Consider the following 23029-nt stretch of genomic DNA (forward strand, 5'->3'; position numbering starts at 1 on the left):
TTGAAAGGATTAGAGACTAATTATGATGAAATGCGAATGGATATTGTGTCCTGTTTGTGGGAGCAAAACCCGTAATAAAATTAGGAAGGACACTGTTTTGGAGAATTATCCCCTTTATTGTCCAAAATGCAGACAAGAAAGCTTGATTAAAGTTGACAACTTGAAGATAACTGTCATCAAAGAGCCAGACGCTTAAGACGCAGAGCCGATGAAATTGTGGAACAATTCACGAATCATCGGCTCTTTTTGTTTCGTATTTGAAAGAACAAACTCACCAAATAAAAAAAACGATATTCGGGTGGGTTATTTTGTTATACCCTAAATTACCCTCTGAATTTGTTTTTAAATTTGGAGGGATTTTTTTATGTTCTTTTTTCGGGCGGTTATTCATCTGCTCATACGAAGTAAAATTTATCAATACATAGCATATCAGAGAATGGCAGGAAACCAGTTAAAAAAATTTCTGCCAGTGCAGCGGTACTTCTCACCTTGAAAGTGGAAGTACAATCTCCATACAACAGAATTTGTATTTCCCATAACCGTGAAGGTCACAGAGCCTTTGCGGTTTTTCTTTTGTCGTTTTTTGTTGGAAAGTGCCGCAGGGCTGTTTCTGGTGTGCGTTGCCGCTCCCCGCCTCTCCATCTGGATTTTTACATTTCAAAAATTCAGATTGGAGGTATTAGCGGTGAAATACGCACCAAGAAAGGTATTTATCAAAGAAAGCGGCAGATATGTGGAACTGTCCTACATGGATTTCTGCCGCCGCAGGGAATCCGACCAGACCTACATGGACAAGCTGTTTATTCCCGTTCAAGGCTGTCTGCTTGAAGTCGTGAGGGAGCAATACACGGACTTCTACCGAGATAAGGAACGGTGGCGTTATCTGAAAAAATTAGATACGAAGAACAGCCTGCTTTCTCTGGATGGATTTACGGACAGCGAGGGGAAGCCTTTAGACTTTATCGCTGATGAAGCGGCGGACATTGCGGAAACCGTTGTCAATGCGGTTATGGTGGACAGGCTGAAAGCCGCCCTGCCTTTGCTGTCGGATAGTGAACAGGAATTGATACAGGCAATCTTTTTTGACGGACTTTCTGAGCGTGAAGTCGGGGCGAGGTTCGGCATAACCCAGAGCGTTGTGAACAAACGCAAAGCCAGAATCCTAAGAAAACTAAGAAAGATAATAGAAAATTAAAATTTAAGGCGTTCAGCCCCCTTGTTTTTTCCTTTGGGAAAATGAGGGGGTTTTTCTCTGCCCTCTCAATCAATTCTGATTGGAGGAAAAGAAGCATGGCATATAACCACGGACGGGAGGACAGGAAATGGCGTATCTGGAAAGAAGCGGAGGAAAAGCTGCTGCGTGAGTGCGGCGTTGATGAAGCGACCATTGAGCAGATACGCATTGCGGACAGGGCAGACTTCAATTCCAACAGGCGGTTTTACCGATGGACGAATGACGTTGCGGAATACCTTGAGGACATGGCAGACAGGGAGCGGCAGACGGAGGTGGGTACGGTTGCGGAGTTACTGGACGAGATTGAGAGCGAAAATCTTTATCAAGTATTAGTCACGGTGGACGGACGTACCTTGAAAATCGTCCTGCTGAAAATGCAGGGGTATTCCACAAAAGAAATTGCCCCGCTCGTGCATTTGACGACTGGTGCTATTTACGCAAGGTTAGACCATCTGCGGAAGAAGCTACGAAAATTTTATAGCGTCTAAAACAGCCTGCCGTCCTGCGGGCTACTGGGTGAGGGATGGAAATCCCCTCACTCATTTTTTGCAGGAGGTAAGCAGGATGACATACAGAGTTAAGGCATACACGCTTCGGGAGGAATCTACGGAAAGCAGCACAAGGTATTTTATCAGCTTTAAGGACGGGCAGGGCAAATCCCACGAGTTGGAAGTGTCGGAACAGTTCTTTATGGAGTTTCGGCAAATGGAACGCAGGAACAGGAATCTTCTCCAATGGGACGAGCGGCACAGGGAGTTTTCGGAAGTATGGGACGAAACGCTGAACAGGCGGGCGTTAAAGCTGCCTAAGAGCATTGAGGAACAAATGATTGAAGCAGAACGGGCGGAACTGCTTTGTAAAGCGGTTGACAGACTGCCAGAGATACAAAGGCGGCGTTTCCTGCTCTACTACGAGTACGAATTTAATTTTTATCAAATCGCTGCGATGGAGCATTGCACCGCTTCGGCAATACAGAAATCTGTTGCGATTGCAAAGGAGAAAGTAAAGGCGGAAATGAAAAAGTATCTCCAACCGTGACCGACACCGCCCGAAAAAGAAATCCGTTTTTTATTTGTACGGGATTGGCGGCATTACATACTCTCATTTTTTTCATGGGAGTAAATCTATTTTTAAGGAGGTCAACGCTTATGTGCAACAACAAGATAACTGCCCGAAAGGAGGAAAGCCATGCAGAAGTTACAGACAGTCAACGCCGAAACGCTCCTTTATGAGCCGCTTGAGAAGCCGTCCTTTGTGGTGGACAGTCTTATCCCGACAGGCTTGTCGCTGTTCTGCGGCTCACAGAAGATAGGCAAGAGCTGGCTCATGCTGAAGCTATGCCTATGCGTGTCGCAGGGAATCCCTTTATGGAACATGCCGACAATGGAGGGCGATGTGCTTTACCTCTGCCTTGAGGACACGTTCTGCCGCATACAGGACAGATTATTCCGCTTGACGGATGAAGCAAGCGGGCGGCTTCATTTTGCCGTGGCAAGCTGCAAGCTGTCAGACGGTCTTATCGTGCAGTTGGAAGATTATCTGAAAGACCATCCAGACAGCAGGCTCATTGTGATTGATACCTTGCAGAAAGTCCGAACCGCATCCAAAGACAATGCCTACGCAAGCGACTATGGGGACATCTCCCTAATCAAAGATTTTGCCGACAGGCACTCTCTGGCGGTCATTGTCGTACACCACATCCGAAAGCAGAATGACAGCGACGTGTTCAACAAGGTGTCTGGGACGACAGGCTTAACGGGGAGTGCAGACGCTACCTTTGTTCTGGAAAAGGAGAAACGTGCGTCTGACACCGCCAAGCTGTATGTGACGGGCAGGGACACGCCTTATCAGGAATACACGCTGCGTTTCCGTGATTGCCGTTGGGAGCTTGTGGAGCGGAAAACGCAGGAGCAGCTTGCGAAAGAAACGATACCAGATGTCCTTTTTCGGTTGGTGGATTTTATGAGGGATAAGGAAGAATGGATAGGCACGGCAACGGAACTGTTAGCCGCTATGGGGGAAACGGAAACCATACCCACGGTGATTACGAAATGGCTGAATGAATACCGCACCACATTTTTAAGCGAGAACCGTATCTGCTACCAGTACAGCCGCAGGAAAGACGGCAGGCGGATTGCCCTTGCAAGGAGGGCGGGTGACAGCGGTGATGGTGGTGACAGCGATATTAGGATACCCCCCTGTTACTGTCATTGACGCTTAAAGCCATGTAAAGCTGGCGGCTCTGCCCTGCGGGTGACAGCAGTGACGGTGGTGACAGTGATTTTAGGATACCCTGCCGCTGTCATCCCTACGGGAGAACACCCCGTAAACGCAAAATGCAGGCGTGAGATTTACTCGCCCTTTTCGGTCGTGTAAAACCACCCCTGCGGTCAGAAAAATCATTCCGATTTTTCCGACTGCGTTTACAGGGTGTAACACACTACACTTTGCCCTGCAAAGTCGTGTGCCAGACGTTCCCTCTGGACTCCCTTAAGGCAGGGCTGTGCCCTGCTATCCTACGCCTTACGGCTTCGGATAAAAGAATGGCGGCATGACGGTGACGGCTCTTGCGAGGGGGGGGTATCCCAAAAACACCGTCATCATCGACATGACCGTCATGCAGGGGGTGAGGGTGACAGTTGCGGCAGTCGGCAGGGGGTATCCCAAAACTGCTGTCACCACCGTCACCGCTGTCACCCCAAAGGACGGTCACCCGCCGAAAGAAAGGAGGAATCCGCCTATGCCTTATGCAATCCTGCGTTTCCAGAAACGAAAAGCGGGCGGCGTTGCGGCTTGTGAACGCCACAACGAGCGGAAGAAAGAAGCCTACAAAAGCAACCCAGATATAGATATGGAACGCTCTAAAAACAATTACCATCTCATAGCACCACCAAAGTACACCTACAAGAAAGAGATTAACCGCATGGTAGCCGAAGCGGGGTGCAGGACAAGGAAAGACAGCGTGATGATGGTGGAAACGCTCATCACAGCTTCACCAGAATTTATGAACCAGTTACCGCCCGAAGAACAAAAAGCGTATTTCCAGACGGCTCTTGACTTCATTTCGGAGCGTGTTGGAAAGCAGAATATCCTCTCCGCTGTCGTCCATATGGACGAGAGAACGCCCCATATGCACCTCTGCTTTGTGCCGATTACGCCAGACAATAAGCTGTCAGCGAAAGCTATCTTAGGCAACCAGAAATCATTATCCGAGTGGCAGACCGCCTACCATGAGCGGATGTCCTCACGGTGGAATCAGCTTGAACGGGGGCAGTCCTCAATGGAAACCAAGCGGAAACACGTCCCCACATGGCTCTATAAATTAGGCGGCAGGCTTGATAAACAGTATGAAGAAATCGTGTCTGCCCTATCCGACATCAACGCCTTTAACGCAGGGAAGAAAAGGGATAAAGCGTTAGATTTACTCTCTGCATGGCTGCCAGACGTGGAGAAATTCTCTAAGGAAATCGGGAAACAGCAGGCGTATATCGACAGTTTGAAAGAGAGAATTGGGCAGGAATCAGACTATGCGGGGCGTATGCGTGATGAAAAGTACGAGCAGGAACTAAAGGTGCAGAAAGCGAATCAGAAGATATTTGAATTGCAGAGAACCAACGAGCAGATGGGGCGGCTGCTGTCAAAAATACCGCCCGAAGTGTTGGAAGAATTGCAGAAAAATCATAGAAGCAGAGCGAAAGAAAGGTAGATATGTGAATGAAGAAACAGGATTTTAAGGTGTTAAAGACCAAAGACTTGTACCCGTTCCCCGACAATCCGTTTCATGTGGCAGAAGATGAAACACTGTCAGAGTTAGCGGAAAGCATCAAGGAATTTGGCATTGTCACGCCGATAATCACACGCCCGAAAGAGGACGGGGACGGTTATGAAGTGATTGCAGGACAGCGGCGTGTCCGTGCTTCTGAACTTGCAGGGATAAATACCGTGCCTGCGTTTGTCCTGCCCTTAGACCGTGACCGAGCCATCATCACCCTTGTAGACAGCAATTTGCAGCGTGAGAATATCCTGCCATCGGAGCGGGCGTTTGCTTACAAGATGAAATCCGAAGCCATGAAGCGGCAGGGTTTCCGCACAGACTTAACCTCGTCACAAGTTGTGACGAAGTTGCGGACGGACGACAAGGTGGCACAGGGCTTCGGCGTGGGCAGGATGACCGTGCAGCGTTTTATCCGCCTGACGGAACTGATACCGCCGATTTTGCAGATGGTGGACGAGGGGAAAATCGCCCTCACGCCTGCGGTGGAACTGTCCTTCTTGAAGAAAGACGAGCAGGAAAACCTCTTTGCCACGATGGAGAGCGAAGAAGCAACGCCCTCACTCTCACAGGCACAGCGGATGAAACAGTTAAGCCAGAGCGGGCGGCTTGACATGGATACGATATTTGCGATTATGACGGAGGAAAAGGGCAACCAGAAAGAAACCTTGAAAATCAACACAAGCAAGCTGAAAAAATACTTTCCGAAGAACACAACGCCGAAGCAGATGGAGGAAACCATCATCAAACTTTTGGAGCGTGAGTTGCAGAGGAAACGCAACCGTGACAGCCGCTAATCTTCTTTTTTCGGGAAGTAAATACAGAGAGTTGAGGTATGGAGAATGAGAGAAATCCAGTATGAAATCGTAAAGGAAATCGCAGTATTGTCTACGGGCGACAGTGGCTACACAAAGGAAATCAATCTCATTTCATGGAATGGGAAAGAGCCGAAGTATGACATCCGCAGCTTTTCCCCGAACCGTGAAAAGTGCGGCAAGGGAATCACGCTGAACGCTGATGAAGCGGCGGCACTCCTTAAAGCATTACAGAAAGAATTAAACAGCGAGGATTAATGGTATCTGATTGGCAGGGCGGGGACATTTCCAAACTCTTCCCTGCCCTGTCTGGAAAGGAAGATTTAAGTATGGGCGAGGATAAGAAAGCAGATAAAAAGAGAAAGCGTATCGTGCCAAAAGCACCAGTGCAGATGATAATCAGCCGTGAATATGTCGGCACACAGACCGTTACAGAAGCGTTTGTCCCGATTATCTCCGAGGATATTCGGAAGAAGATTGCCGAGGGCGACACCTTCGACAATGAGGGGCTGTCCGCTTAGAATGTACGCAATGGGACATGAAAACAGATAGGACAGATACGGAGGTTTTACAGTATGGCAGGAATCAAAGAAGAAAAGAAAATCTATTTAGTCGGCATTTATTGCCGCTTATCTAAAGACGATGGTACGGATAACGAGAGTGCGAGCATTGCGACACAGAAATCCATCCTCACGGATTATGTGAAAAAGCAGGGATGGCACATAGCAAAAACGTATAAAAGCCCTCTTTAAAGGGCTTTTATGTTTATTTTGAGAAAGATATAAAATCAATATATCCCTTTTCTCCGATTTTTACAACGGCATTGTAGGACTTTCTATCTTTCGTTTTGATTCCTTTTACCAGGGTTTCTTTTCCCTCTAGTAATTCTTTTACATTTGTTTTGGTGAGTTTTTTCTTTCTAAAATGTTCAGCTAAAGTGAAGGTACATTCAGGATAATTTGAACAACCATAAAACGATTTTTTTAATACAATATTGTTGCCACACTTAGGACATTTTCCTACAAGGGGTCCCGAGCGCTTAGTGGGAATTTGTACCCCTTATCGATACAAATTCCCCGTAGGCGCTAGGGACCTCTTTAGCTCCTTGGAAGCTGTCAGTAGTATACCTAATAATTTATCTACATTCCCTTTAGTAACGTGTAACTTTCCAAATTTACAAAAGCGACTCATAGAATTATTTCCTCCCGTTAAATAATAGATAACTATTAAAAATAGACAATACTTGCTCATAAGTAACGGTACTTAAATTGTTTACTTTGGCGTGTTTCATTGCTTGATGAAACTGATTTTTAGTAAACAGTTGACGATATTCTCGATTGACCCATTTTGAAACAAAGTACGTATATAGCTTCCAATATTTATCTGGAACATCTGTGGTATGGCGGGTAAGTTTTATTAAGACACTGTTTACTTTTGGTTTAGGATGAAAGCATTCCGCTGGCAGCTTAAGCAATTGCTGAATCGAGACTTGAGTGTGCAAGAGCAACCCTAGTGTTCGGTGAATATCCAAGGTACGCTTGTAGAATCCTTCTTCAACAATCAGATAGATGTCAGACGCATGGCTTTCAAAAACCACTTTTTTAATAATTTGTGTGCTTAAATGGTAAGGAATATTCCCAACAATTTTATACCTCTGTTTGTTAGGGAATTGAAACTGTAGAATATCTTGGTGAATTAAAGTGACACGAGTATTCAGTTTTAATTTTTCTGACGATAAGTTGAATAGATGACTGTCTAATTCAATAGACGTTACCTGTTTACTTATTTTAGCCAGTTTCGTCGTTAAATGCCCTTTACCTGTTCCAATTTCGTAAACGGTATCGGTTTCTTTTAAATTCAATTGTTTTATTATTTGGTTGAGTACTTTTTCACTCGTTAAAAAGTTTTGAGAATATTTTATATTTTTGTTCATGTAATCACTCCTGAAGTGATTACACCTATAAACAAATACAGAAGTTAAACGATTTGTTTGTAATTTTAGTTATCTGTTTAAAAAGTCATAAGATTAGTCACTGGATAGAAGCAAGGGATTTATTCAATGCCGTTCTTGCCGACATCAACTGTTTTGCGGATATGGCAGTGAATGATGAAAAGGCGGTCAGGGCCATAGAAAAGCGGCTCACGGAAACAGACCAGAGCAGGGCGAAAGCATTAGAGAAAGAACGTAAGAAGCTGAACAAACGCCTTGCGGAACTGGACAGGCTGTTTTCCTCTCTCTACGAGGATAAGGTCATGGAGCGTATTACCGAGCGGAATTTTGAGATGATGTCGGGGAAATACCAGAAAGAGCAGCTTGAAATTGAAGCAAGGCTGAAAGAGGTGACGGAAACTCTTAATGAAAGCTACGAGAAATCACGGGGAATCCGTGACTTCCTCGCCCTTATCCGAAATTATCAAGGCTTAAAAGAACTGGATGCAACAGTTATAAACGCACTCATAGACAAGATACTTGTTTCGGAGCGTGAGAAGATGGCAGACGGAACAGTGAAGCAGGAAATCAAGATTTACTATAAATTCATCGGCTTTGTCGATGAATTACATATCATACCTACAAAACGGTGGGCAGCAATGCCCGCTAAAAATTGTACGGTGTGCGGCGTTGAATATGTCCCGGGCTCTGGTGCATCAAGGTATTGTCCTGCTTGTGCCAAGAAGATACGGAGGGAGAAATCAAACGAGAGCAAACGCAGGAGCAGAGAACAGAAAAGGATAGCATGTATGAACTGTCCGCAAAAAATGACCGACTGAACTACGACAAGCGAGAACAACTAGCAGGAGACAGTCTTCTGCTTTTTTTGATAGGGAGACAAGATGACACGAATTAAAGCAGTAAAACAAAAGGCCATTTTAGATGTTGCTGAGAGTCTGGGCTGTTCCTTCAGACGTTTATCAGGACACATTTATGAACACCCAGACCATGATTCCTTTCGGATTTTTGCCGATACCAATACTTTCAAATGGTTTTCAAGAGATATACAAGGAGATGTAATTGACTTTGTTCAATTAGTGACAGGTGTTTCTTTCAAAGAGGCTGTATCCTATCTTGAAACTGGGGATTTTGAACAAGTTAAGTTGATAGAAGAAACTTATCAACCATTTCAATACTATTTGCATGAAGAACCCTTTCAGCAAGCACGTACTTACTTGCAAGTCGTCCGTGGCCTAAGTGATCAGACTATTAATACCTTTGGTAGACAAGGATTGCTTGCTCAAGCTACTTATCAAGCGGAGTCAGTTTTAGTGTTTAAAAGCTATGACCATAATGGTGTCTTACAGGCCGCAAGCCTTCAAGGTCTCGTCAAAAATGAAGAAAAACACGATCGAGGTTATCTCAAAAAAATCATGAAAGGCTCAAAAGGCCATGTTGGTATTAGTTTCGATATTGGGAATCCCAAGCGACTCATTTTTTATGAATCAGTTATAGATATGATGAGTTATTATCAACTTCACCAAAAGCAGCTATCAGATGTTCGCCTGGTGTCAATGGAAGGCTTAAAACTTTCAGTGATTGCTTATCAGACTTTACGTCTAGCAGCCGAGGAACAAGGGAAATTGGCATTTCTAGATACAGTAAAACCAAGCAGACTTAGCCATTATCTTCAGGCAATACAAGAGACGACAACCTTTTTTCAAACTCATTCAAACGTGCTAACATTGGCTGTTGATAACGATGAGGCAGGAAGAGAATTTTGTCAGAAACTGTCAGATAAAGGACTTCCAATCACCAAAGATTTACCACCATTGCAGGGACTGGAAACAAAGTCAGATTGGAATGATATTGTGAAGCAACAGAAGGAAATATCCTTAAGCAATCTTATTCAGTCAGCCCAGATACAAGCCATTAAGAATCATCCTCCACCAAAACGAGAGCGTGCTATGGAATTGTGATAACAAAATCAAGTCCGCTATCATAATCTAGAAAGGGACAAGGAGGACACCCTATGAGTGTGATTGAACGTCTGGCTGAAAAAGTAGCTAGGCAAGAAGAAAAGGTCTCACGTGAGACAGAGAAATTGGAACACTATCGTGACCAACTACAAACAGCTATGTACAGTACCTTTATCAAACGGCAACAATCTAGTCAGTTGTCATTTCATGAAGCACTAGAGCAAGCCTTTGGTAAAGAAACCACACTACAACCAAATTACAGAAATGAGGATATAGAATGAGTAAAACATGGAATTTTGATCAGCCACTAGACGATGTGAAATCAACATCGTCCCATGAAGAACGAGCTAAAATCGCAGCACTCTTCCATAAACAGGATGAAAAACCAATTGAAGAAGTAGACTATGTGGCTGCTTTTGAACAGCAACAAAAGGAGTCAGAATCTAAAGATGTACAAACGCTCGCATCAACCGTTAAACAAAGTCAGCCGAAGAAAGTAAATATCACAAGTGACTATAAACAACACTTGGCTGATACCATTGCACAAAACAACAAGGATATTTCCGCCTGTCAGAAACAAATTGAAGAACTTCATCAATTGATTGATGAAAAGAAAATCCAAAATAAAAAGTTGCAGGCTATTTCAGTAGCCATTGATGATTTATAAGTCAGGTAGTCCTATGCGGGCTACCTTTTTACAATTGAAGGAGAATATAATGAAATTTTTTCAAAAGAAAAAACAAAACCAGGATCAATTTAAACGACTGATTCATCGACTATCAGAGATGTCAGATAGTGAACTAACCAAAGTAGAACAACTCCTAGATGTGGTCTTTGATTCTAGTTTCAAGTCTAGTGAGAGAGTGGAAATATCTAGGGACATTATAACCGATGAGGAAGAAAGTCTTGATAAGTCAATTCAAGAAGCGAAAAATAAACTGAATACTGAGCAGTTGGAAAAAAACATTGAGAGATTTAGACAAGGTAGGCGAGAGAGCAATAATAACAAATAACAGACCAATTATTTTGGCCTGTTTTTTGAAATATGTGCCATCGTTGAATCAAACGAAGTAAAAATATTTCTTGCTTAGTAGGAGGTGTTGTGGTATAATTTAGTTAGATTAGAAGTCATCGAAGGTACAGCAATGTATAACTAGGTGGCCTTTTTTCATATTGCGGAGAGATATTTTATGCCTAATAATGTATTTGAATTAATAAATTTTAAGGACTATTTTCCGTTAGATTTAGATATTACTGATAAAACTAGGTTGGTTTATAGACCAGTATTAGCACCAACTCAATTAAAATGTTCTCTTGAGCCGGCTTTAACTGAAGAACAGTTATATGTCCATATGAAAGAAAACTCTAACTGGTCTTTCAAATACAATGGGAATGATGATTTTTATAAACAGGATTGTATTGACTTTTTAAGAGATATAGACTTCCAATCATTCTCTCAATATGGGAAGTTGGTGGACAGAAAATACATAGAAGCAAAAAGAGTTTACTTATTTGATAGCTACTTTAGAAATTTTCTTCAAGAGATATTGGAGCGTATCGAAGTTTTTTTGAAGAAGAGTACAGCTGATGCTCTGACGATTGGATACAATAAAACTTCTTATATTTTTGAAGATGATACTCTCTATTATTCAGAACAATCTAAATACCGAAAAGAAAATCCTAAGAGGCTGGATATTGTTTTGAAAACAAAATATCATTTGTCACGATTGATTTTGGAAAAACAAGATGATGCCACAATCAAGAATCAGATTAACCAATATGGGGTCGTGTTACCTTGGACCGTTTTTCGTTTAATGACATTTGGAAATATAGCGTCCTTCCTCGTTGCCCTACAACCAGAATATCGAAATAAGGTTGCTGCCTATATTAGTCTTCCCTTGGACAAGGATGATAACATTCCAGCTAAAATCTTATTGTCTTGGTGTAACGCTCTTCGTTATCTTAGGAATATTTGCTCACACAATGGCAGATTATATGGTCGCTTACACCATACACTGCCAGCTTTTCATCATTCTGACAGAGAGTTGCTAGTGACAGACTCAGAGAATGATAGCAAGACACTATTTATCTATTTTATAGCAATGAGACATCTCATCTTGTCAATGTCCATAGAAACTAAGAATTTTTGGAATAAAAAATTACAAAAGCTTCTGGAAGAAAGTAATCAAGAACAAGTGGATTTGAGACACTATGGTTTTCCAAAAAATTGGATGGATTTATTGGCAATAAAGATATGATAAGTGCTTAGATGGACACGGACTAAAAAATAGATTAGAACGGAGGTAAAGTATTGAATCTTATTTCAATCAAAGAATTTGTCGAATTGACTATCAATAATAATCCAGACATCAATCCCAAAGAGCTTGAAGAAACCTTGCGTGCAGTACTTGAAGAAAAAGAAGGAGGGGCAAGGTGTATGAATTGTGGATCTCCTATTTGGGTAGCAGGGAGTGCACTGGTAGGGAGCTACATGTGCTTCACGTGTCTAACAGGTGAAGCCGATGGTAGTGATGATTTTGAAGTTTTAGGTTAAGCTATTTCATTTCAGAAATTTTTCGAGAGCCAAATGGCTCTTTTTCTTTTCCTGTGATAATTTTTTCAGCTCTCTCTTGTTACACTCTATCTAGTTTTAGAAAATCAACCCTTGACTTTTTCTTGGGGGTTTGGGGGCGAAGCCACCATGTTTTCTTATCGTCGGCTGACCAACCTGTAAGGTTTGGGTTCAGCTGGCGATTAGATTTTAGGTTATTGTGGACACAATAACTGAGCTCGCAAAAGCCGAAAAGCGAAGCGTTGAGGCTTTTAGGAAGCACCCGTATCCCATACGGTATCGGGGCTGACCCGATAGAGGCAAGTAGAGAAGGAGTATAACGAGATGACAGACCACTATCGTATTATCCGTAAGGAAATCAATCTGACACCAGGAGAACTTGAGCAGATTCAGGAGCTGATGAAGCAGGAACACGCAGAGCAATTCTCTCCCTTTGTCCGTCAAAAGCTGATGGACTTGGTTGAGAGGAAGCAGGCAGTAACGGATTGGTTTGCCCTCTGGCAGTCCCAGAAGATTGAACAAATCAGTCGAGACATTTTACAAGTGACTATCATGGCTGAACAGACCCATCAGGTTACAGCAGAGCACTTGCGAATTATCCTAACCTGTGTGCAGGAGCTGATGGCAGAAGTGGAGAAGGCTATCCCACTTAGCCCAGATTTTCGTGACAAGTACATGGGAGGTTAGATATGGAAAATCGTTACCGTACCAACCTCAAAAAAGTCTTTCTGACAGACCAGGAGTTGGAAACCCTGAACAACCGTATCGGTCAGAGTGGCTGTAAAAATTTCTCTGCTTATGCTAGAAAAGTTCTGCTCAATCCCAACATGACCTTTCTGACCATTGACACCAGTAACTATGACGACTTGGTATTTGAGTTGAGACGAATCGGAAACAACCTCAATCAAATCGCACGGACCGTCAACCAGACTCACATCTTAACACCAAGCGACCGTGGATTTTTGGTGCAAGGCATTGGCCAACTCATAAAGGAAGTGGAGAAGGACTTTAACATAAAGTGTCAGCAGCTGAAGGAGTTTTATGGTCGTCACTAAACACTTTGCGGTGCATAGCACCAAGTATCGTAAGAGCCTCATCAAGTATATTCTCAATCCAGAAAAGACGAAGAAGCTGAAACTGGTCTCTGATTTTGGCATGAGCAATTACTTGGACTTTCCCAGCTATGAGGAATTGGTGGAGATGTATCAGGCAAACTTGACCAACAATGATCGGCTCTATGATTCCAGAAACGACCGCCAGCAACTCAAGCAGACCAAAATCCATGCACACCACTTGATTCAATCATTTTCTCCTGAAGACAAGCTGACACCAGAGGAAATCAATCGCATTGGTTACGAGACTATCAAGGAGTTGACAGGGGGCAACTTTCGTTTCATCGTCACGACTCACACAGACAAGAATCATATCCATAATCATATCCTGATAAACTCTGTTGACCTAAACTCTGACAAGAAGCTCAGATGGGACTATGCCCAGGAGAGAAATCTTCGCATGATTTCTGACCGCTTGGCGAAGGAGTCAGGGGCAAAGATTATTCCGCCCAATCGCTATTCGCATGAGAAGTTTGAAACTTATCGCAAGACCAATCACAAGTTTGAACTCAAGCAGCGTCTCTATTTTCTCATGGAGAACAGCAAGAACTTTGAGGACTTTGTGGTCAAGGCTTCCGCTCTCAACGTGGAGATGGATTTCTCTCGCAAGTACGCCAGATTTTTCATGACCGACCGAGACATGAAGCAGGTCATTCGCGGCCATCAGCTGTATAAGCGCCAGCCCTACACCGAGGATTATTTCAGAGAGCATTTTGCGACACGAGCTATTGAGCAGCGACTGGATTTTCTCTTGCCCAGAGTACGAAACCTCTCTCATCTTTTGGAAATAGCAGAGCAGTTAAACCTGAAAATCTCCCCGAAGAAAAAGCATGTTACCTTTACCTTGAAAGAGGACGACCGAACAATTTCCATTGAGAACAAAAAGGTCAGCACAAAACACCTCTACGATGTCCAGTTTTTTGAGGACTATTTTGATAAAAGAGACATCACACCAGAACATGACTTGGCTAACCTGGTCTCAGACTTTGAAGCCTACCAAGAAGAGCGGGACAAGGACAAGCTCCCAATTGAGGAACTCTTGGCGGCCTATAAGGATTTCAAAGAAAAACGAGACCAGGTCCAGGAGTTTGAAGTTGCATTAGCGGAGCACCAGATTGACAAGTTAGTTAAAGACGGTCTCTTTGTCAGAATCAATTATGGTATCAAAAAAGACGGCTTGGTCTTTATACCAAACCGCAAATTGGATATTCATGAGAGTGATCAGGACAAGACCTACCATGTCTTTATCCGAGAGACCGCCCAGTTTTTCATTTACAATAAAGAGAACTCTGACCTCAACCGCTACATGCGAGGACGGGAGTTAATCCGCCAACTCACTCACGACAGCAAGCATATCCCTAAACGCAGACGCCCGACTATGGCCAGTCTCAAAGAGAAAATAGCAGAGCTTAATCTTCTTATTGAATTAGACATCAACAACAAATCTTACCAGGAAGTCAAAGATGAGTTAATCAAGGACATCGCCCAGCTGGATTTGACCATTACGGAGTTGCAGGATAAGGTCGCTCATCTCAACAAAGTAGCAGAAGTCCTGCTCAATCTTAATAACTCTGACCCAGAAAACAGACGGCTAGCCAGGTATGATTATGCCAAGATGAATCTGACTGCGGCTGTAAAAATAGAAGGGGTTGAGAAAGAAATTGAAACTTCTCAAAATGAACTCAGTAAATCCATAGATGAGTATGAATATCTAGTGAGAAGGTTGGAAAAGTTTGTTAAAATCTTAAATTGTGTAAAGTCAATCGATGCTAATATAGAGTATTACTCTAGAAAAATTATGAAAACATAGAAAAATTCAAATAAAATGTGTAATAATTATTCTGAAGAAATTCTGAAATACAGTTGGTATAATATAGTCGAAAAATATAGAGGTTATAATCATGAAAAAAAGAAATTTAGTATTAAACATTTTTTTGTCGTCAATTATTCTTTCATTTAATAATTTACCAATGCAAGTGAAAGCTAATGAAAATGCAGACGTTAGGTATAATATTCTACTAAAAAATCCTGAGTCGGTTGATGATATTGAAATGAATTTTGAAAAACAAGGAATCAAGGTTACAGATAAAATTCCTGAAATAAACTTTTTAACTGTATCTACTAATAAAAGTATTGATGAAATTAGAGAACTAAACGATTCGTATATTGAAGAAATTGTGGCTAATAATACGTTAACTGTAAAACCTAATATAACCTATTTATATGGTGAAAATGTTTATACAAATAATAGCTTTGATTTCTGGTCAAATCAGTGGGATATGCAAAAAAGTATCAGTACGGGGACCAAATTTAGACATAAATCAACTGGCAAGGCAACAATTGGAGTCATAGACTCAGGTATTACATATGATAATCCACAAATTTATTCAAATATTATTTCAGTAAAAAACTTTACAGCAGATTTAGATACGGGTGTAGTTGATGAGCAAAATATCATCGATAAAACAGGACATGCAACGTCAGTTGTTGGACAAATTTCATCAAATGGTGAATATAAAGGCATTGCTCCAGGAATGAAAATAAGGATGTATCGTGTATTTGATGAGGGAAACGCTCAAGATCAATGGATATTAAAAGCAATTATTCAAGCAGCAAAAGATGATGTTGATGTCATTAATTTAAGTTTAGGAGAGTATCTGTTAGAAAACTCAACTGATGAAGATGACAATACTGCCTTAGTTAACATTTATCAAAGAGCAATCAATTATGCTTATAATCAAGGTTCGGTTGTTGTTGCCTCTGTTGGAGATGAGGGGATTGATTTAGATAATCAAGCTGAATTGAAAGATTATCTAGGAAGTCTAAATGGCAAAGACTATAATCAGGTAGACGGTTTTGTGAGAGATATCCCAGCGGAATTAGATAACATTGTTACAGTTGGTTCCGTAGATGATGATGATTATATTTCCAGTTTTTCAAATAGGGGTAGCAGTGTAGATATTTATGCTACTGGAGGTGGAACTAAGGCATTAGCAGAAGTTGGTTATGAAAACTGGGTTAGTAAAAAGTTATATGAGAAAGATTGGGTAATTGTTCCTACATTAGAAGGGAAATTCACTTATGCTTATGGGACCTCTATTGCTACTCCTAAAGTATCTGCGGCATTAGGACTGATTATTGAAAAGTATAACTTAAAAGATCAACCAGATGAAGCAATTAAAATTCTATATGATAATAGCTGGTTAAGTAAAGATGACAATAATCAAGAAATTAGATCGCTGAATATTACGAATTTTGTGCAATAATAGTGTAAAATAGAAATATAATATTTTGAGGTATCAGGATGTATAAGATATTAGCTGTAGATGATGATTTTGAAATTTTGAAACTGATGAGAACTATTTTAGAGATGAGAAATTATGAGGTAACAACCTACCAAGAGGTTAAAGTTCCTCTTTCTATTAATGATTTTAAAGGTTTTGATTTAATACTTCTTGATGTCATGATGCCTAATATTGACGGACTACAGATTTGTAAAAAAATTCGTGATGAAGTAGATACACCAATTGTCTTCGTAAGCGCTAGAGATAGTGAAAATGATATTGTATCAGGTTTAAATTTAGGCGGAGATGATTATATTACTAAACCGTTTAGTGTCCATCAATTAGTAGCAAAGGTCGCTGCTCATCTAAAGAGAGAGGAGAGGCACAAGACTTCTAAAGAGAAAGAAAGCGTTGTTAGAGAATTGCTCCCCATCACTTTCTATCTTCAGGAAAAACAAGTTTGTATTAATGGAGACATTATACCTCTTACTCGAAGAGAGTATGATATTTTAGAATTGTTATCACGTAAAACCAATAAAGTTTACACAAGGGAAGATATTTATGAGCAAGTATATGATGACGAGGCTGATGCATTGTTTAGGTCTATTTCTGAATATATATATCAAATAAGAGGGAAATTTTCGCCATATGGAATTAATCCGATTCGTACAATAAGAGGCATGGGATACAAGTGGTATGACTAAAAAGAACTATTCGATAAAGCAGAGAAGTTGGAAAGTTGTTTTTGAAGTTATTATTTTGACAATTTGTAATGTAGTAGTGATTTTATTTTTATCAGCTGTGCTTTCCGAGTTAGGTCTTGTGACATATGGAACGACAGGAATGGACTTCCCTATACAGAAAGAGATGACGGCTGAGGAACTTAGTGAGGTTATGAAGCCTTATAGATATGACTTTGCTATTTTTAGTAGAATGTCAGAAGAGGTCAGTCAAGGTCATTTCGTCAATAATGAATTGCATTACTATAAATCAGTGATAGAAAAGCAGAAAAATCTCAAAGTAGATTTGATACATTATGAACAGTTTCAAACTGACGATTATTTTTTAGTTGTCAGATATAGTGAAGTCCCAGAATTTTCAAATCAATATTTTAGAAAAATTCCCTATAATTACCTGACTATAACTTTATTTCTCTTACTTTTTGCTCTGTCAATTATTATTTGTTTAACGAGATACATAAAAGAGATTTCTGCAAATTTTAGATCTATTCAGAATACGTCTGTCCAGATGGGAAGTAGAGCTTTCCCGCTCAATGATAGATATTCTCAAATTGATGAGTTTGATGCTGTTTTAAAGACTCTTCATAGAAAGGGCAATGATTTAGCGACACTTATTGAAAAAGAAAAATCGGAGAAGAAAGATTTTTCTTTCCAAGTTGGTGCTCTAGCTCATGATATCAAAACGCCACTAACTGTATTAAAGGGAAATCTCGAGTTACTTGAAATGACTAATTTGACAGAGCAACAAGAAGATTTTATCTCTTCGATGAACCATAGCATTAATACTTTTGAAAAGTATTTTAATGAGATGTTAAGCTATTCGAGACTTTTAATTGAAGATGGAGAATCTCATAAAAATATTTTTTTATCAGAATTTTTAGATGATTTATTGGCCGAAGCTGAGGATATTATGGTTACCAAAAAGGTGACGTTCGAACTTACTAATTCGACATCAGCTAAGAATTTTTATGGGAATCAACTTAATTTGAATAGAGCATTAATTAATATTTTGGCAAATGCAGCACGTTACGCTAACGCTGAAAAAAAGGTTATATTATCAGTAAAAGATACAGCAGATTTTCTTATTTTTGAAGTTTGGAATAGCGGTTCAGCATTCACACCAGAGGCTCTTAGTAACGCTAATAAATTATTTTACACTGAAAATTTTGGTCGAAGTAGTAGTCATCATTATGGAATTGGATTATCATTTGCCCAGAAAGTTGCCCAAAAACATGAAGGAAGATTAGTTTTGACAAATCCTGAAACTGGAGGAGCAAAAGTGGAATTGTATATTAAGAACAAACTCTTATGAAGTAAAAATTGAATTTTATTATATCATAGGAATAAAGGATAGCATTCAAGGAGTCAATGTCATTAAGTTAACCTCATCCTTCATCAAACAACCTATTCCTACACTCGTATATTAGTGCATATTCTGGGATAGGTTGTGCTTTTTATCGCATTTTGGCCGCACAAAAGGAAAGTTTTTTCCCCCATTTTTCATTAATTATGGAACTCTATAAGTGAAACTTACTGGACTTTGGCTTTTTATCATTCTTGGAAATGTTCGATTGGGTCGAACAATGGATAAATGCTTGGCTATGTAGGTGTTCAATTTGGAGGAAGCAAGTATACCTCTGAGAAATTTTTGACAGGCATAAACAGCGTCTGAAAAGTTGATTTTATAAGCTTTTTTCGCCTTTGATTGTTTAATGGTAACATGTGAGATGAGCCATTTACAAAAGTTAACATTGATAAAACGTGCATAGATTTCTTGGAGAATCCCTTCCTTCTTTTTGGCATGAAAATGAGTCAACCCCACACTGTATTTAAGGTCACGAAAACTGGTCTCTATGCTCCAGCTGCTGGCATAGAGGTCTTTTAATTTTTCCACGGGATTATCTGTATTTGTAACTAAGGTTTCATAGCAACCAGGTTGGATTTCCAGTCGTACCATACGAAATGTTAGCTCATAAAAGCTGATGGGTTCCGCTTTTCGACTAGAGCTCGGTAAGAAATCAAAAGGGTAGTGATGCGTTAAATAGTGATATTGGTTGGGAAAGTCTCGATAGTTTTGCTTCATCTCCTGGGTTTGTTTCCGACAGAGTTTGAGGTTGAAATGTTCATCAAAACAAGGCGTGTCAGGCAGGTTCAAACCTGATTTGATGGAGGCATTTCCATCCCGAATTCGGATGACATACAACCAATTTTTCTCTTGGCAATGGACCATGACATTGTAAGATTCATAGCCTCTATCCACGATGACAAGTGCTCGTGCGAAAGGGAGAATTCTCCATCATGTCAATGATTCATCATTATCGACCTTGTCTTGAATCCGCAGGTCACGATAAACAGCGTTTTCTAAATCGTAAAGTGCATTGATATGAGTCAAATTGTAAGGCGTACGATTTGCCCCCGTTTGGATACAGGTCGTCTTATCAAAGCGATTTCTAGGCAAAATGACATCACTGCCATCCACAGCTAAGATTGGCATAGGGTTAACAGTGGGGATTTTAGCAGTAAAATCTCTAAAATGCCTTTCAAATGCTTGGAATTTAATCTGATAACGTCGTTGAACGAAAGCAGACTGAGAGACGGCAAGTCCAGATCCAGCAGTTCTTTAGCTAAACTCTTGCCACCCAAGGCAAGGAGAGATTTCAACATCGTTTTCATGGTCAATGGGCTGTTTCGACTGAAATCTTTTGCTGGTTGACGGACAAACTGGTTGGCATCTGAAACGATGTCATCAATACTATTAAGCAAATGACTTTTAATTTGGTCAAACATGATTTTCTCCTTTTATTTTTAGTCTAACATAGAAAAAAATCCCCTGCCACTCAAAATTTGGAGTAGTAGGGGATTTAACTTAATGACATTGTTCAAGGAGTGACTATCTTTTTTTATATGATTTTGAGATAGTTGCTCTAACTGAAAACGCCTTAGGAGATTTCTTCCTATAAGAAAAATGACTCGTTTTCATAAAAGTTTTGACTCTGAACAAAATCTGAACAAGAAGTAATATGATGTTTGTATAAAGTAAGGAGGAAACTATTTATGCAAGTAAAAATCAATAATCTATCCAAAAATTATGGAGATAGACATGTACTAAAGGGTGTTAATTTCACAATTAAAGCTGGCAGTATCTGTGGCTTATTAGGTGTGAATGGAGCAGGAAAATCAACACTAATGAAAATTATGTTTGGTTTAGAGAAGGAAACAAGTGGAGAGATCTTTTTTGATAATCGTAAACGTCAAGTAAATGAATATAATGATAGAATAGGAGCTTTAATAGAAACACCTGCTATCTATATGAATCTTTCAGCATTTGATAATTTAAAAACCAAAGCATTGCTGTATGATATTACAGATGATCGAATTAAAGAAGTTTTAAAAAAGATTGGGCTAGAAAATACTGGAAGAAAGAAAGCAGGTAAGTTTTCTTTAGGAATGAAGCAACGCTTGGGCTTAGGAATGGCTATTTTGACGAACCCGAGTTTACTTATTCTTGATGAACCAACAAATGGGTTAGATCCAGATGGAATTAAGGAACTATTAGATTTATTGAAGGATTTGCAGAGGAATGGGATGACAATTCTTATCTCAAGTCATCAATTGCATGAAATCAGTAAGGTGGCTGATAATATTGTAATCTTAAATGAGGGCTATATTTGCTATAACGAATTAAATAATCACGATGATAACTTAGAAAAGATTTTCTTTAACATTGTTCATGGAGGTTTGAAATGAAAAATATTATCCGATCAGAGTTTTTGAAAATAAATAATAATAGTTATAGGAAACTATTGGTAGCCCTCCCCTTGTTAGCAGCATTGATTGCTTTCTTATTAGTTGGACCACAGATTTTAGAAAGTTTTACAATTTATTGGTGGGAGGCACTATTTCTCTTTGCTTTAGTGGGGTTACTTTTTCTTAAGGATTTTAAAAGCGAAGAGAAGGCAGGTCAATTTCAAAATGTTACTTTAGGAAAATTAGGATATAAAATTCGGGTATCTAAAATGATTTTAGTAGCAGTTCAAGTCTTTTTTTCAAGTGCATTCTTGATGCTTATCATAAAAGTAATGGAAAGCTATTTATATCCGAATTATATGGAGGTTAATACTTTACATGATTCAATAACATTATTGTTTATGCTATTAAGTGTGGTTTGGAATATAGCTTTTCTGTATTATTTATCAGATAAGTTAAACCCTTACCTGCTTGTAGTTGGGAACACTTTTATTTGCCTTTTGATTGCACCATTGATTGCACAGACAAAGTTCTGGTTTATTTTTCCTTATACCTATCATTACAAGGTGGCACAGACTATACTACATTTACGACCGTCTGGTGACTTAGAACAAAGTTTTGGAAATCTAAATCATTCCATAGTTTTATTGTGTGTACTCTTGTCAGCAATGTTAACGCTTATTATTTGTATGTTAATGTATCGAAAGAAGGAATGAATATGAAAATAATTCAAAGTGAGTGGCTGAAAATTAAAATGTCATATCCAAGCTATCTTATATTAGGTTTTTCGCTAATTGAAATAATCACGATTTTGCCATATTTAATATTTGTGAAAAGTAGTAAAGCTTTAGAAGCTGCTATCTTCTTTCCAATGCTAGTTATTGCAGTAATCATTAGCTTAGTAGCTATTTTGATTTGTGAACAAGAAGAGCAGGCTAATCACTTTCAAATATTGATTAGTGAACGGGAAGGAGCTAAGTTATGGGCGGCTAAGATCATAATTTTAGATTTAATGCTTTTACTACCAACAATTGGGGTATGGAGCTTATTATACTTAGTTTTCAAGCAAGATTCATATTTAACAGTTGGATTAATCTATTGGTTATTAAGTGCTTTCCTAAATCATTTTCACTTATTGTTAGCCTTTCTTTTAGGAAATAGTGGGAATTTGATTGTAGCGTTTATTGAGTGTTTACTTATTATCTTTGCAACAAATAAGGTATTTTTAGAGATGCACTGGTTACCAATAGCACTACCAATTAATATGATTTTAGAACCTGTAGATGGGTATTTAGTAAACCTATCTATCTTTATCAGTTGGATAGTTTTGCTATTTTTAGCTCAAATATATTTACTAAAATACTCAAAAATTAAAATATTGAAGTAATTAATCATTTTATTCAAAAAAATATATATAGAAAAATTTTTTCTGAACAAATTCTGAAATACGAGTATTATAATACAGGTGTTCGAACAAATAAAATAAATTTCAAAAATTGGAGGAAATTATAATGCAAAATAATGATTTTAATCTTGACCTAGTGTCAACTTCAAAAGAAAAAAAAACAGGGTGCTTCACCACGTATTACTAGTATCTCATTATGTACAGCTGGTTGTATTACAGGTAGAATTATGGGATGTCATAAGACACCAACAGTTTCATGTAACTGTCACTAATTAACTTTTTATTTGGGTAGCAGCTATTTAGTCATGCTACCTTTATTTTTATCAGTTTTGTTCGATATTGAATAAAGCTGATAAAAGTAAAATAAATGCTGTAGAATGTAATTTATTTAAAATCTATAATCACTAATCTATAATCACTAAATGAAGTTATGAAATAC

At 39.6% G+C, this 23029-nt stretch carries 28 protein-coding genes and 6 pseudogenes; 28 read left to right on the forward strand and 6 right to left on the reverse strand.

Translation table 11 applies throughout. The annotated features are described in order from the left end of the window. Window positions 1–22 precede the first annotated feature (22 nt). Window positions 23–196: a conjugal transfer protein gene (locus CWM22_05695; GenBank protein AUC91424.1), complete on the forward strand. Its 174-nt coding sequence runs from the start codon at window positions 23–25 to the stop codon at window positions 194–196. Here the strand turns inward: CWM22_05695 and CWM22_05700 are convergent. Next, a pseudogene (locus tag CWM22_05700) lies at window positions 193–418 on the reverse strand (hypothetical protein). The gene CWM22_05695 and the pseudogene CWM22_05700 sit on opposite strands and share 4 nt — an antisense overlap. A 71-nt stretch (window positions 419–489) precedes the next feature. Between CWM22_05700 and CWM22_05705 the strand changes: the two are divergent. The 10 genes and pseudogenes from CWM22_05705 to CWM22_05750 all read left to right on the forward strand — a co-directional run bounded on the left by CWM22_05705 (window position 490) and on the right by CWM22_05750 (window position 6558). Next, window positions 490–683, forward strand: a pseudogene (locus tag CWM22_05705) (hypothetical protein). Between the two features lie 2 nt (window positions 684–685). Further along, window positions 686–1195, forward strand: coding sequence for an RNA polymerase subunit sigma (locus tag CWM22_05710; GenBank protein AUC91425.1), 510 nt, complete (start codon window positions 686–688; stop codon window positions 1193–1195). Between the two features lie 95 nt (window positions 1196–1290). After that, window positions 1291–1722 carry a sigma-70 family RNA polymerase sigma factor gene (locus CWM22_05715; GenBank protein ID AUC91426.1) on the forward strand — a complete coding sequence of 144 codons (432 nt, stop codon included), beginning with the start codon at window positions 1291–1293 and terminating at the stop codon, window positions 1720–1722. Window positions 1723–1798: 76 nt separating this feature from the next. Then, a complete protein-coding gene (locus CWM22_05720) occupies window positions 1799–2272 on the forward strand; it encodes a sigma-70 family RNA polymerase sigma factor (GenBank protein AUC91427.1) in 474 nt (157 codons plus the stop codon). Between the two features lie 150 nt (window positions 2273–2422). Beyond that, the gene (locus tag CWM22_05725) at window positions 2423–3448 is read left to right on the forward strand and encodes an ATPase (protein ID AUC91428.1); all 1026 of its coding nucleotides are present in this window, start codon (window positions 2423–2425) and stop codon (window positions 3446–3448) included. 526 nt (window positions 3449–3974) lie between these two features. After that, window positions 3975–4940: a plasmid recombination protein gene (locus tag CWM22_05730; GenBank protein AUC92851.1), complete on the forward strand. Its 966-nt coding sequence runs from the start codon at window positions 3975–3977 to the stop codon at window positions 4938–4940. 8 nt (window positions 4941–4948) lie between these two features. Further along, window positions 4949–5803 carry a chromosome partitioning protein ParB gene (locus CWM22_05735; GenBank protein AUC91429.1) on the forward strand — a complete coding sequence of 285 codons (855 nt, stop codon included), beginning with the start codon at window positions 4949–4951 and terminating at the stop codon, window positions 5801–5803. Between the two features lie 45 nt (window positions 5804–5848). Then, the gene (locus tag CWM22_05740) at window positions 5849–6079 is read left to right on the forward strand and encodes a hypothetical protein (protein AUC91430.1); all 231 of its coding nucleotides are present in this window, start codon (window positions 5849–5851) and stop codon (window positions 6077–6079) included. After that, complete coding sequence (locus CWM22_05745) at window positions 6079–6342, forward strand: stage II sporulation protein R (GenBank protein AUC91431.1); 264 nt, start codon at window positions 6079–6081, stop codon at window positions 6340–6342. Before CWM22_05740 ends, CWM22_05745 begins: the two co-directional genes overlap by 1 nt. Window positions 6343–6396: 54 nt before the next feature. Next, a pseudogene (locus CWM22_05750) lies at window positions 6397–6558 on the forward strand (recombinase). A gap of 28 nt (window positions 6559–6586) precedes the next feature. Here CWM22_05750 and CWM22_05755 read toward each other — a convergent pair. From CWM22_05755 to CWM22_05765, 3 genes are read right to left on the reverse strand one after another with little or no spacing between them, the layout of a single operon-like run. Beyond that, window positions 6587–6871, reverse strand: coding sequence for a topoisomerase (locus tag CWM22_05755; GenBank protein AUC92852.1), 285 nt, complete (start codon window positions 6869–6871; stop codon window positions 6587–6589). Window positions 6872–6880: 9 nt separating this feature from the next. Next, a complete protein-coding gene (locus CWM22_05760; GenBank protein ID AUC91432.1) occupies window positions 6881–7012 on the reverse strand; it encodes a hypothetical protein in 132 nt (43 codons plus the stop codon). Between the two features lie 4 nt (window positions 7013–7016). Further along, window positions 7017–7754, reverse strand: coding sequence for a 23S rRNA (adenine(2058)-N(6))-methyltransferase Erm(B) (locus CWM22_05765; protein ID AUC91433.1), 738 nt, complete (start codon window positions 7752–7754; stop codon window positions 7017–7019). Between the two features lie 95 nt (window positions 7755–7849). On the opposite strand from CWM22_05765, the pseudogene CWM22_05770 reads away from it, so the two are divergent. The 7 genes and pseudogenes from CWM22_05770 to CWM22_05800 all read left to right on the forward strand — a co-directional run bounded on the left by CWM22_05770 (window position 7850) and on the right by CWM22_05800 (window position 12284). Further along, a pseudogene (locus tag CWM22_05770) lies at window positions 7850–8590 on the forward strand (recombinase). A 63-nt stretch (window positions 8591–8653) separates the two neighbouring features. Continuing rightward, a complete protein-coding gene (locus CWM22_05775) occupies window positions 8654–9730 on the forward strand; it encodes a DNA primase (protein ID AUC91434.1) in 1077 nt (358 codons plus the stop codon). Between the two features lie 53 nt (window positions 9731–9783). Then, window positions 9784–10011: a hypothetical protein gene (locus CWM22_05780; protein AUC91435.1), complete on the forward strand. Its 228-nt coding sequence runs from the start codon at window positions 9784–9786 to the stop codon at window positions 10009–10011. Beyond that, window positions 10008–10397: a chemotaxis protein gene (locus CWM22_05785; protein ID AUC91436.1), complete on the forward strand. Its 390-nt coding sequence runs from the start codon at window positions 10008–10010 to the stop codon at window positions 10395–10397. The genes CWM22_05780 and CWM22_05785 overlap by 4 nt, the downstream gene beginning before the upstream one ends. Next, window positions 10387–10743: a hypothetical protein gene (locus tag CWM22_05790; protein AUC91437.1), complete on the forward strand. Its 357-nt coding sequence runs from the start codon at window positions 10387–10389 to the stop codon at window positions 10741–10743. Before CWM22_05785 ends, CWM22_05790 begins: the two co-directional genes overlap by 11 nt. 177 nt (window positions 10744–10920) lie before the next feature. Further along, window positions 10921–11988 carry a DNA-binding protein gene (locus CWM22_05795; protein AUC91438.1) on the forward strand — a complete coding sequence of 356 codons (1068 nt, stop codon included), beginning with the start codon at window positions 10921–10923 and terminating at the stop codon, window positions 11986–11988. Between the two features lie 53 nt (window positions 11989–12041). After that, window positions 12042–12284, forward strand: a complete 243-nt coding sequence (locus tag CWM22_05800) for a hypothetical protein (GenBank protein ID AUC91439.1) — start codon at window positions 12042–12044, stop codon at window positions 12282–12284. A gap of 79 nt (window positions 12285–12363) precedes the next feature. Here CWM22_05800 and CWM22_05805 read toward each other — a convergent pair whose 3' ends face one another. After that, entirely contained in the window at window positions 12364–12564 is a 201-nt protein-coding gene (locus CWM22_05805; GenBank protein AUC91440.1) for a hypothetical protein, read from the reverse strand. 62 nt (window positions 12565–12626) lie between these two features. Here CWM22_05805 and CWM22_05810 point away from each other — a divergent pair, with 62 nt between their 5' ends. From CWM22_05810 to CWM22_05835, 6 genes are all read left to right on the forward strand, one after another. Then, on the forward strand, window positions 12627–12989 hold the full coding sequence (locus CWM22_05810) for a hypothetical protein (protein ID AUC91441.1): 363 nt from the start codon (window positions 12627–12629) through the stop codon (window positions 12987–12989). Between the two features lie 2 nt (window positions 12990–12991). Further along, window positions 12992–13357, forward strand: coding sequence for a plasmid mobilization relaxosome protein MobC (locus CWM22_05815; GenBank protein AUC91442.1), 366 nt, complete (start codon window positions 12992–12994; stop codon window positions 13355–13357). Continuing rightward, window positions 13344–15224 (forward strand): relaxase, encoded by a 1881-nt coding sequence (locus CWM22_05820; GenBank protein AUC91443.1) that lies wholly within the window; start codon window positions 13344–13346, stop codon window positions 15222–15224. Before CWM22_05815 ends, CWM22_05820 begins: the two co-directional genes overlap by 14 nt. Window positions 15225–15315: 91 nt before the next feature. Next, window positions 15316–16680, forward strand: a complete 1365-nt coding sequence (locus tag CWM22_05825) for a peptidase S8 (GenBank protein ID AUC91444.1) — start codon at window positions 15316–15318, stop codon at window positions 16678–16680. A gap of 38 nt (window positions 16681–16718) precedes the next feature. Then, window positions 16719–17402, forward strand: coding sequence for a DNA-binding response regulator (locus tag CWM22_05830; protein ID AUC91445.1), 684 nt, complete (start codon window positions 16719–16721; stop codon window positions 17400–17402). Next, window positions 17395–18750 carry a sensor histidine kinase gene (locus CWM22_05835; protein ID AUC91446.1) on the forward strand — a complete coding sequence of 452 codons (1356 nt, stop codon included), beginning with the start codon at window positions 17395–17397 and terminating at the stop codon, window positions 18748–18750. Before CWM22_05830 ends, CWM22_05835 begins: the two co-directional genes overlap by 8 nt. Before the next feature lie 195 nt (window positions 18751–18945). On the opposite strand, the pseudogene CWM22_05840 reads toward CWM22_05835, so the two are convergent. Further along, a pseudogene (locus CWM22_05840) lies at window positions 18946–20225 on the reverse strand (IS4 family transposase). Window positions 20226–20492: 267 nt separating this feature from the next. On the opposite strand from CWM22_05840, the gene CWM22_05845 reads away from it, so the two are divergent. The 4 genes and pseudogenes from CWM22_05845 (at window position 20493) to CWM22_05860 (ending at window position 22862) form a co-directional block, all read left to right on the forward strand. After that, complete coding sequence (locus tag CWM22_05845) at window positions 20493–21185, forward strand: lantibiotic ABC transporter ATP-binding protein (GenBank protein ID AUC91447.1); 693 nt, start codon at window positions 20493–20495, stop codon at window positions 21183–21185. Next, entirely contained in the window at window positions 21182–21901 is a 720-nt protein-coding gene (locus tag CWM22_05850; GenBank protein AUC91448.1) for a lantibiotic ABC transporter permease, read from the forward strand. The genes CWM22_05845 and CWM22_05850 overlap by 4 nt, the downstream gene beginning before the upstream one ends. 2 nt (window positions 21902–21903) lie before the next feature. After that, window positions 21904–22572 (forward strand): ABC transporter permease, encoded by a 669-nt coding sequence (locus CWM22_05855; protein ID AUC91449.1) that lies wholly within the window; start codon window positions 21904–21906, stop codon window positions 22570–22572. 124 nt (window positions 22573–22696) lie between these two features. Further along, a pseudogene (locus CWM22_05860) lies at window positions 22697–22862 on the forward strand (lantibiotic nisin-A). Window positions 22863–23029: the final 167 nt, after the last annotated feature.

The organism is Streptococcus suis, from assembly GCA_002831545.1.
GTDB lineage: Bacteria > Bacillota > Bacilli > Lactobacillales > Streptococcaceae > Streptococcus > Streptococcus suis_P.

Coding starts and splice junctions, on each gene's coding strand:
- CWM22_05760 (AUC91432.1), bottom strand. CDS start 7,012: ATGAGTCGCTTTTGTAAATTTGGAAAGTTACACGTTACTAAAGGGAAT.
- CWM22_05850 (AUC91448.1), top strand. CDS start 21,182: ATGAAAAATATTATCCGATCAGAGTTTTTGAAAATAAATAATAATAGT.
- CWM22_05830 (AUC91445.1), top strand. CDS start 16,719: ATGTATAAGATATTAGCTGTAGATGATGATTTTGAAATTTTGAAACTG.
- CWM22_05745 (AUC91431.1), top strand. CDS start 6,079: ATGGTATCTGATTGGCAGGGCGGGGACATTTCCAAACTCTTCCCTGCC.
- CWM22_05715 (AUC91426.1), top strand. CDS start 1,291: ATGGCATATAACCACGGACGGGAGGACAGGAAATGGCGTATCTGGAAA.
- CWM22_05735 (AUC91429.1), top strand. CDS start 4,949: ATGAAGAAACAGGATTTTAAGGTGTTAAAGACCAAAGACTTGTACCCG.
- CWM22_05790 (AUC91437.1), top strand. CDS start 10,387: ATGATTTATAAGTCAGGTAGTCCTATGCGGGCTACCTTTTTACAATTG.
- CWM22_05740 (AUC91430.1), top strand. CDS start 5,849: ATGAGAGAAATCCAGTATGAAATCGTAAAGGAAATCGCAGTATTGTCT.
- CWM22_05820 (AUC91443.1), top strand. CDS start 13,344: ATGGTCGTCACTAAACACTTTGCGGTGCATAGCACCAAGTATCGTAAG.
- CWM22_05725 (AUC91428.1), top strand. CDS start 2,423: ATGCAGAAGTTACAGACAGTCAACGCCGAAACGCTCCTTTATGAGCCG.
- CWM22_05815 (AUC91442.1), top strand. CDS start 12,992: ATGGAAAATCGTTACCGTACCAACCTCAAAAAAGTCTTTCTGACAGAC.
- CWM22_05780 (AUC91435.1), top strand. CDS start 9,784: ATGAGTGTGATTGAACGTCTGGCTGAAAAAGTAGCTAGGCAAGAAGAA.
- CWM22_05695 (AUC91424.1), top strand. CDS start 23: ATGATGAAATGCGAATGGATATTGTGTCCTGTTTGTGGGAGCAAAACC.
- CWM22_05775 (AUC91434.1), top strand. CDS start 8,654: ATGACACGAATTAAAGCAGTAAAACAAAAGGCCATTTTAGATGTTGCT.
- CWM22_05730 (AUC92851.1), top strand. CDS start 3,975: ATGCCTTATGCAATCCTGCGTTTCCAGAAACGAAAAGCGGGCGGCGTT.
- CWM22_05795 (AUC91438.1), top strand. CDS start 10,921: ATGCCTAATAATGTATTTGAATTAATAAATTTTAAGGACTATTTTCCG.
- CWM22_05765 (AUC91433.1), bottom strand. CDS start 7,754: ATGAACAAAAATATAAAATATTCTCAAAACTTTTTAACGAGTGAAAAA.
- CWM22_05855 (AUC91449.1), top strand. CDS start 21,904: ATGAAAATAATTCAAAGTGAGTGGCTGAAAATTAAAATGTCATATCCA.
- CWM22_05785 (AUC91436.1), top strand. CDS start 10,008: ATGAGTAAAACATGGAATTTTGATCAGCCACTAGACGATGTGAAATCA.
- CWM22_05825 (AUC91444.1), top strand. CDS start 15,316: ATGAAAAAAAGAAATTTAGTATTAAACATTTTTTTGTCGTCAATTATT.
- CWM22_05720 (AUC91427.1), top strand. CDS start 1,799: ATGACATACAGAGTTAAGGCATACACGCTTCGGGAGGAATCTACGGAA.
- CWM22_05835 (AUC91446.1), top strand. CDS start 17,395: ATGACTAAAAAGAACTATTCGATAAAGCAGAGAAGTTGGAAAGTTGTT.
- CWM22_05845 (AUC91447.1), top strand. CDS start 20,493: ATGCAAGTAAAAATCAATAATCTATCCAAAAATTATGGAGATAGACAT.
- CWM22_05810 (AUC91441.1), top strand. CDS start 12,627: ATGACAGACCACTATCGTATTATCCGTAAGGAAATCAATCTGACACCA.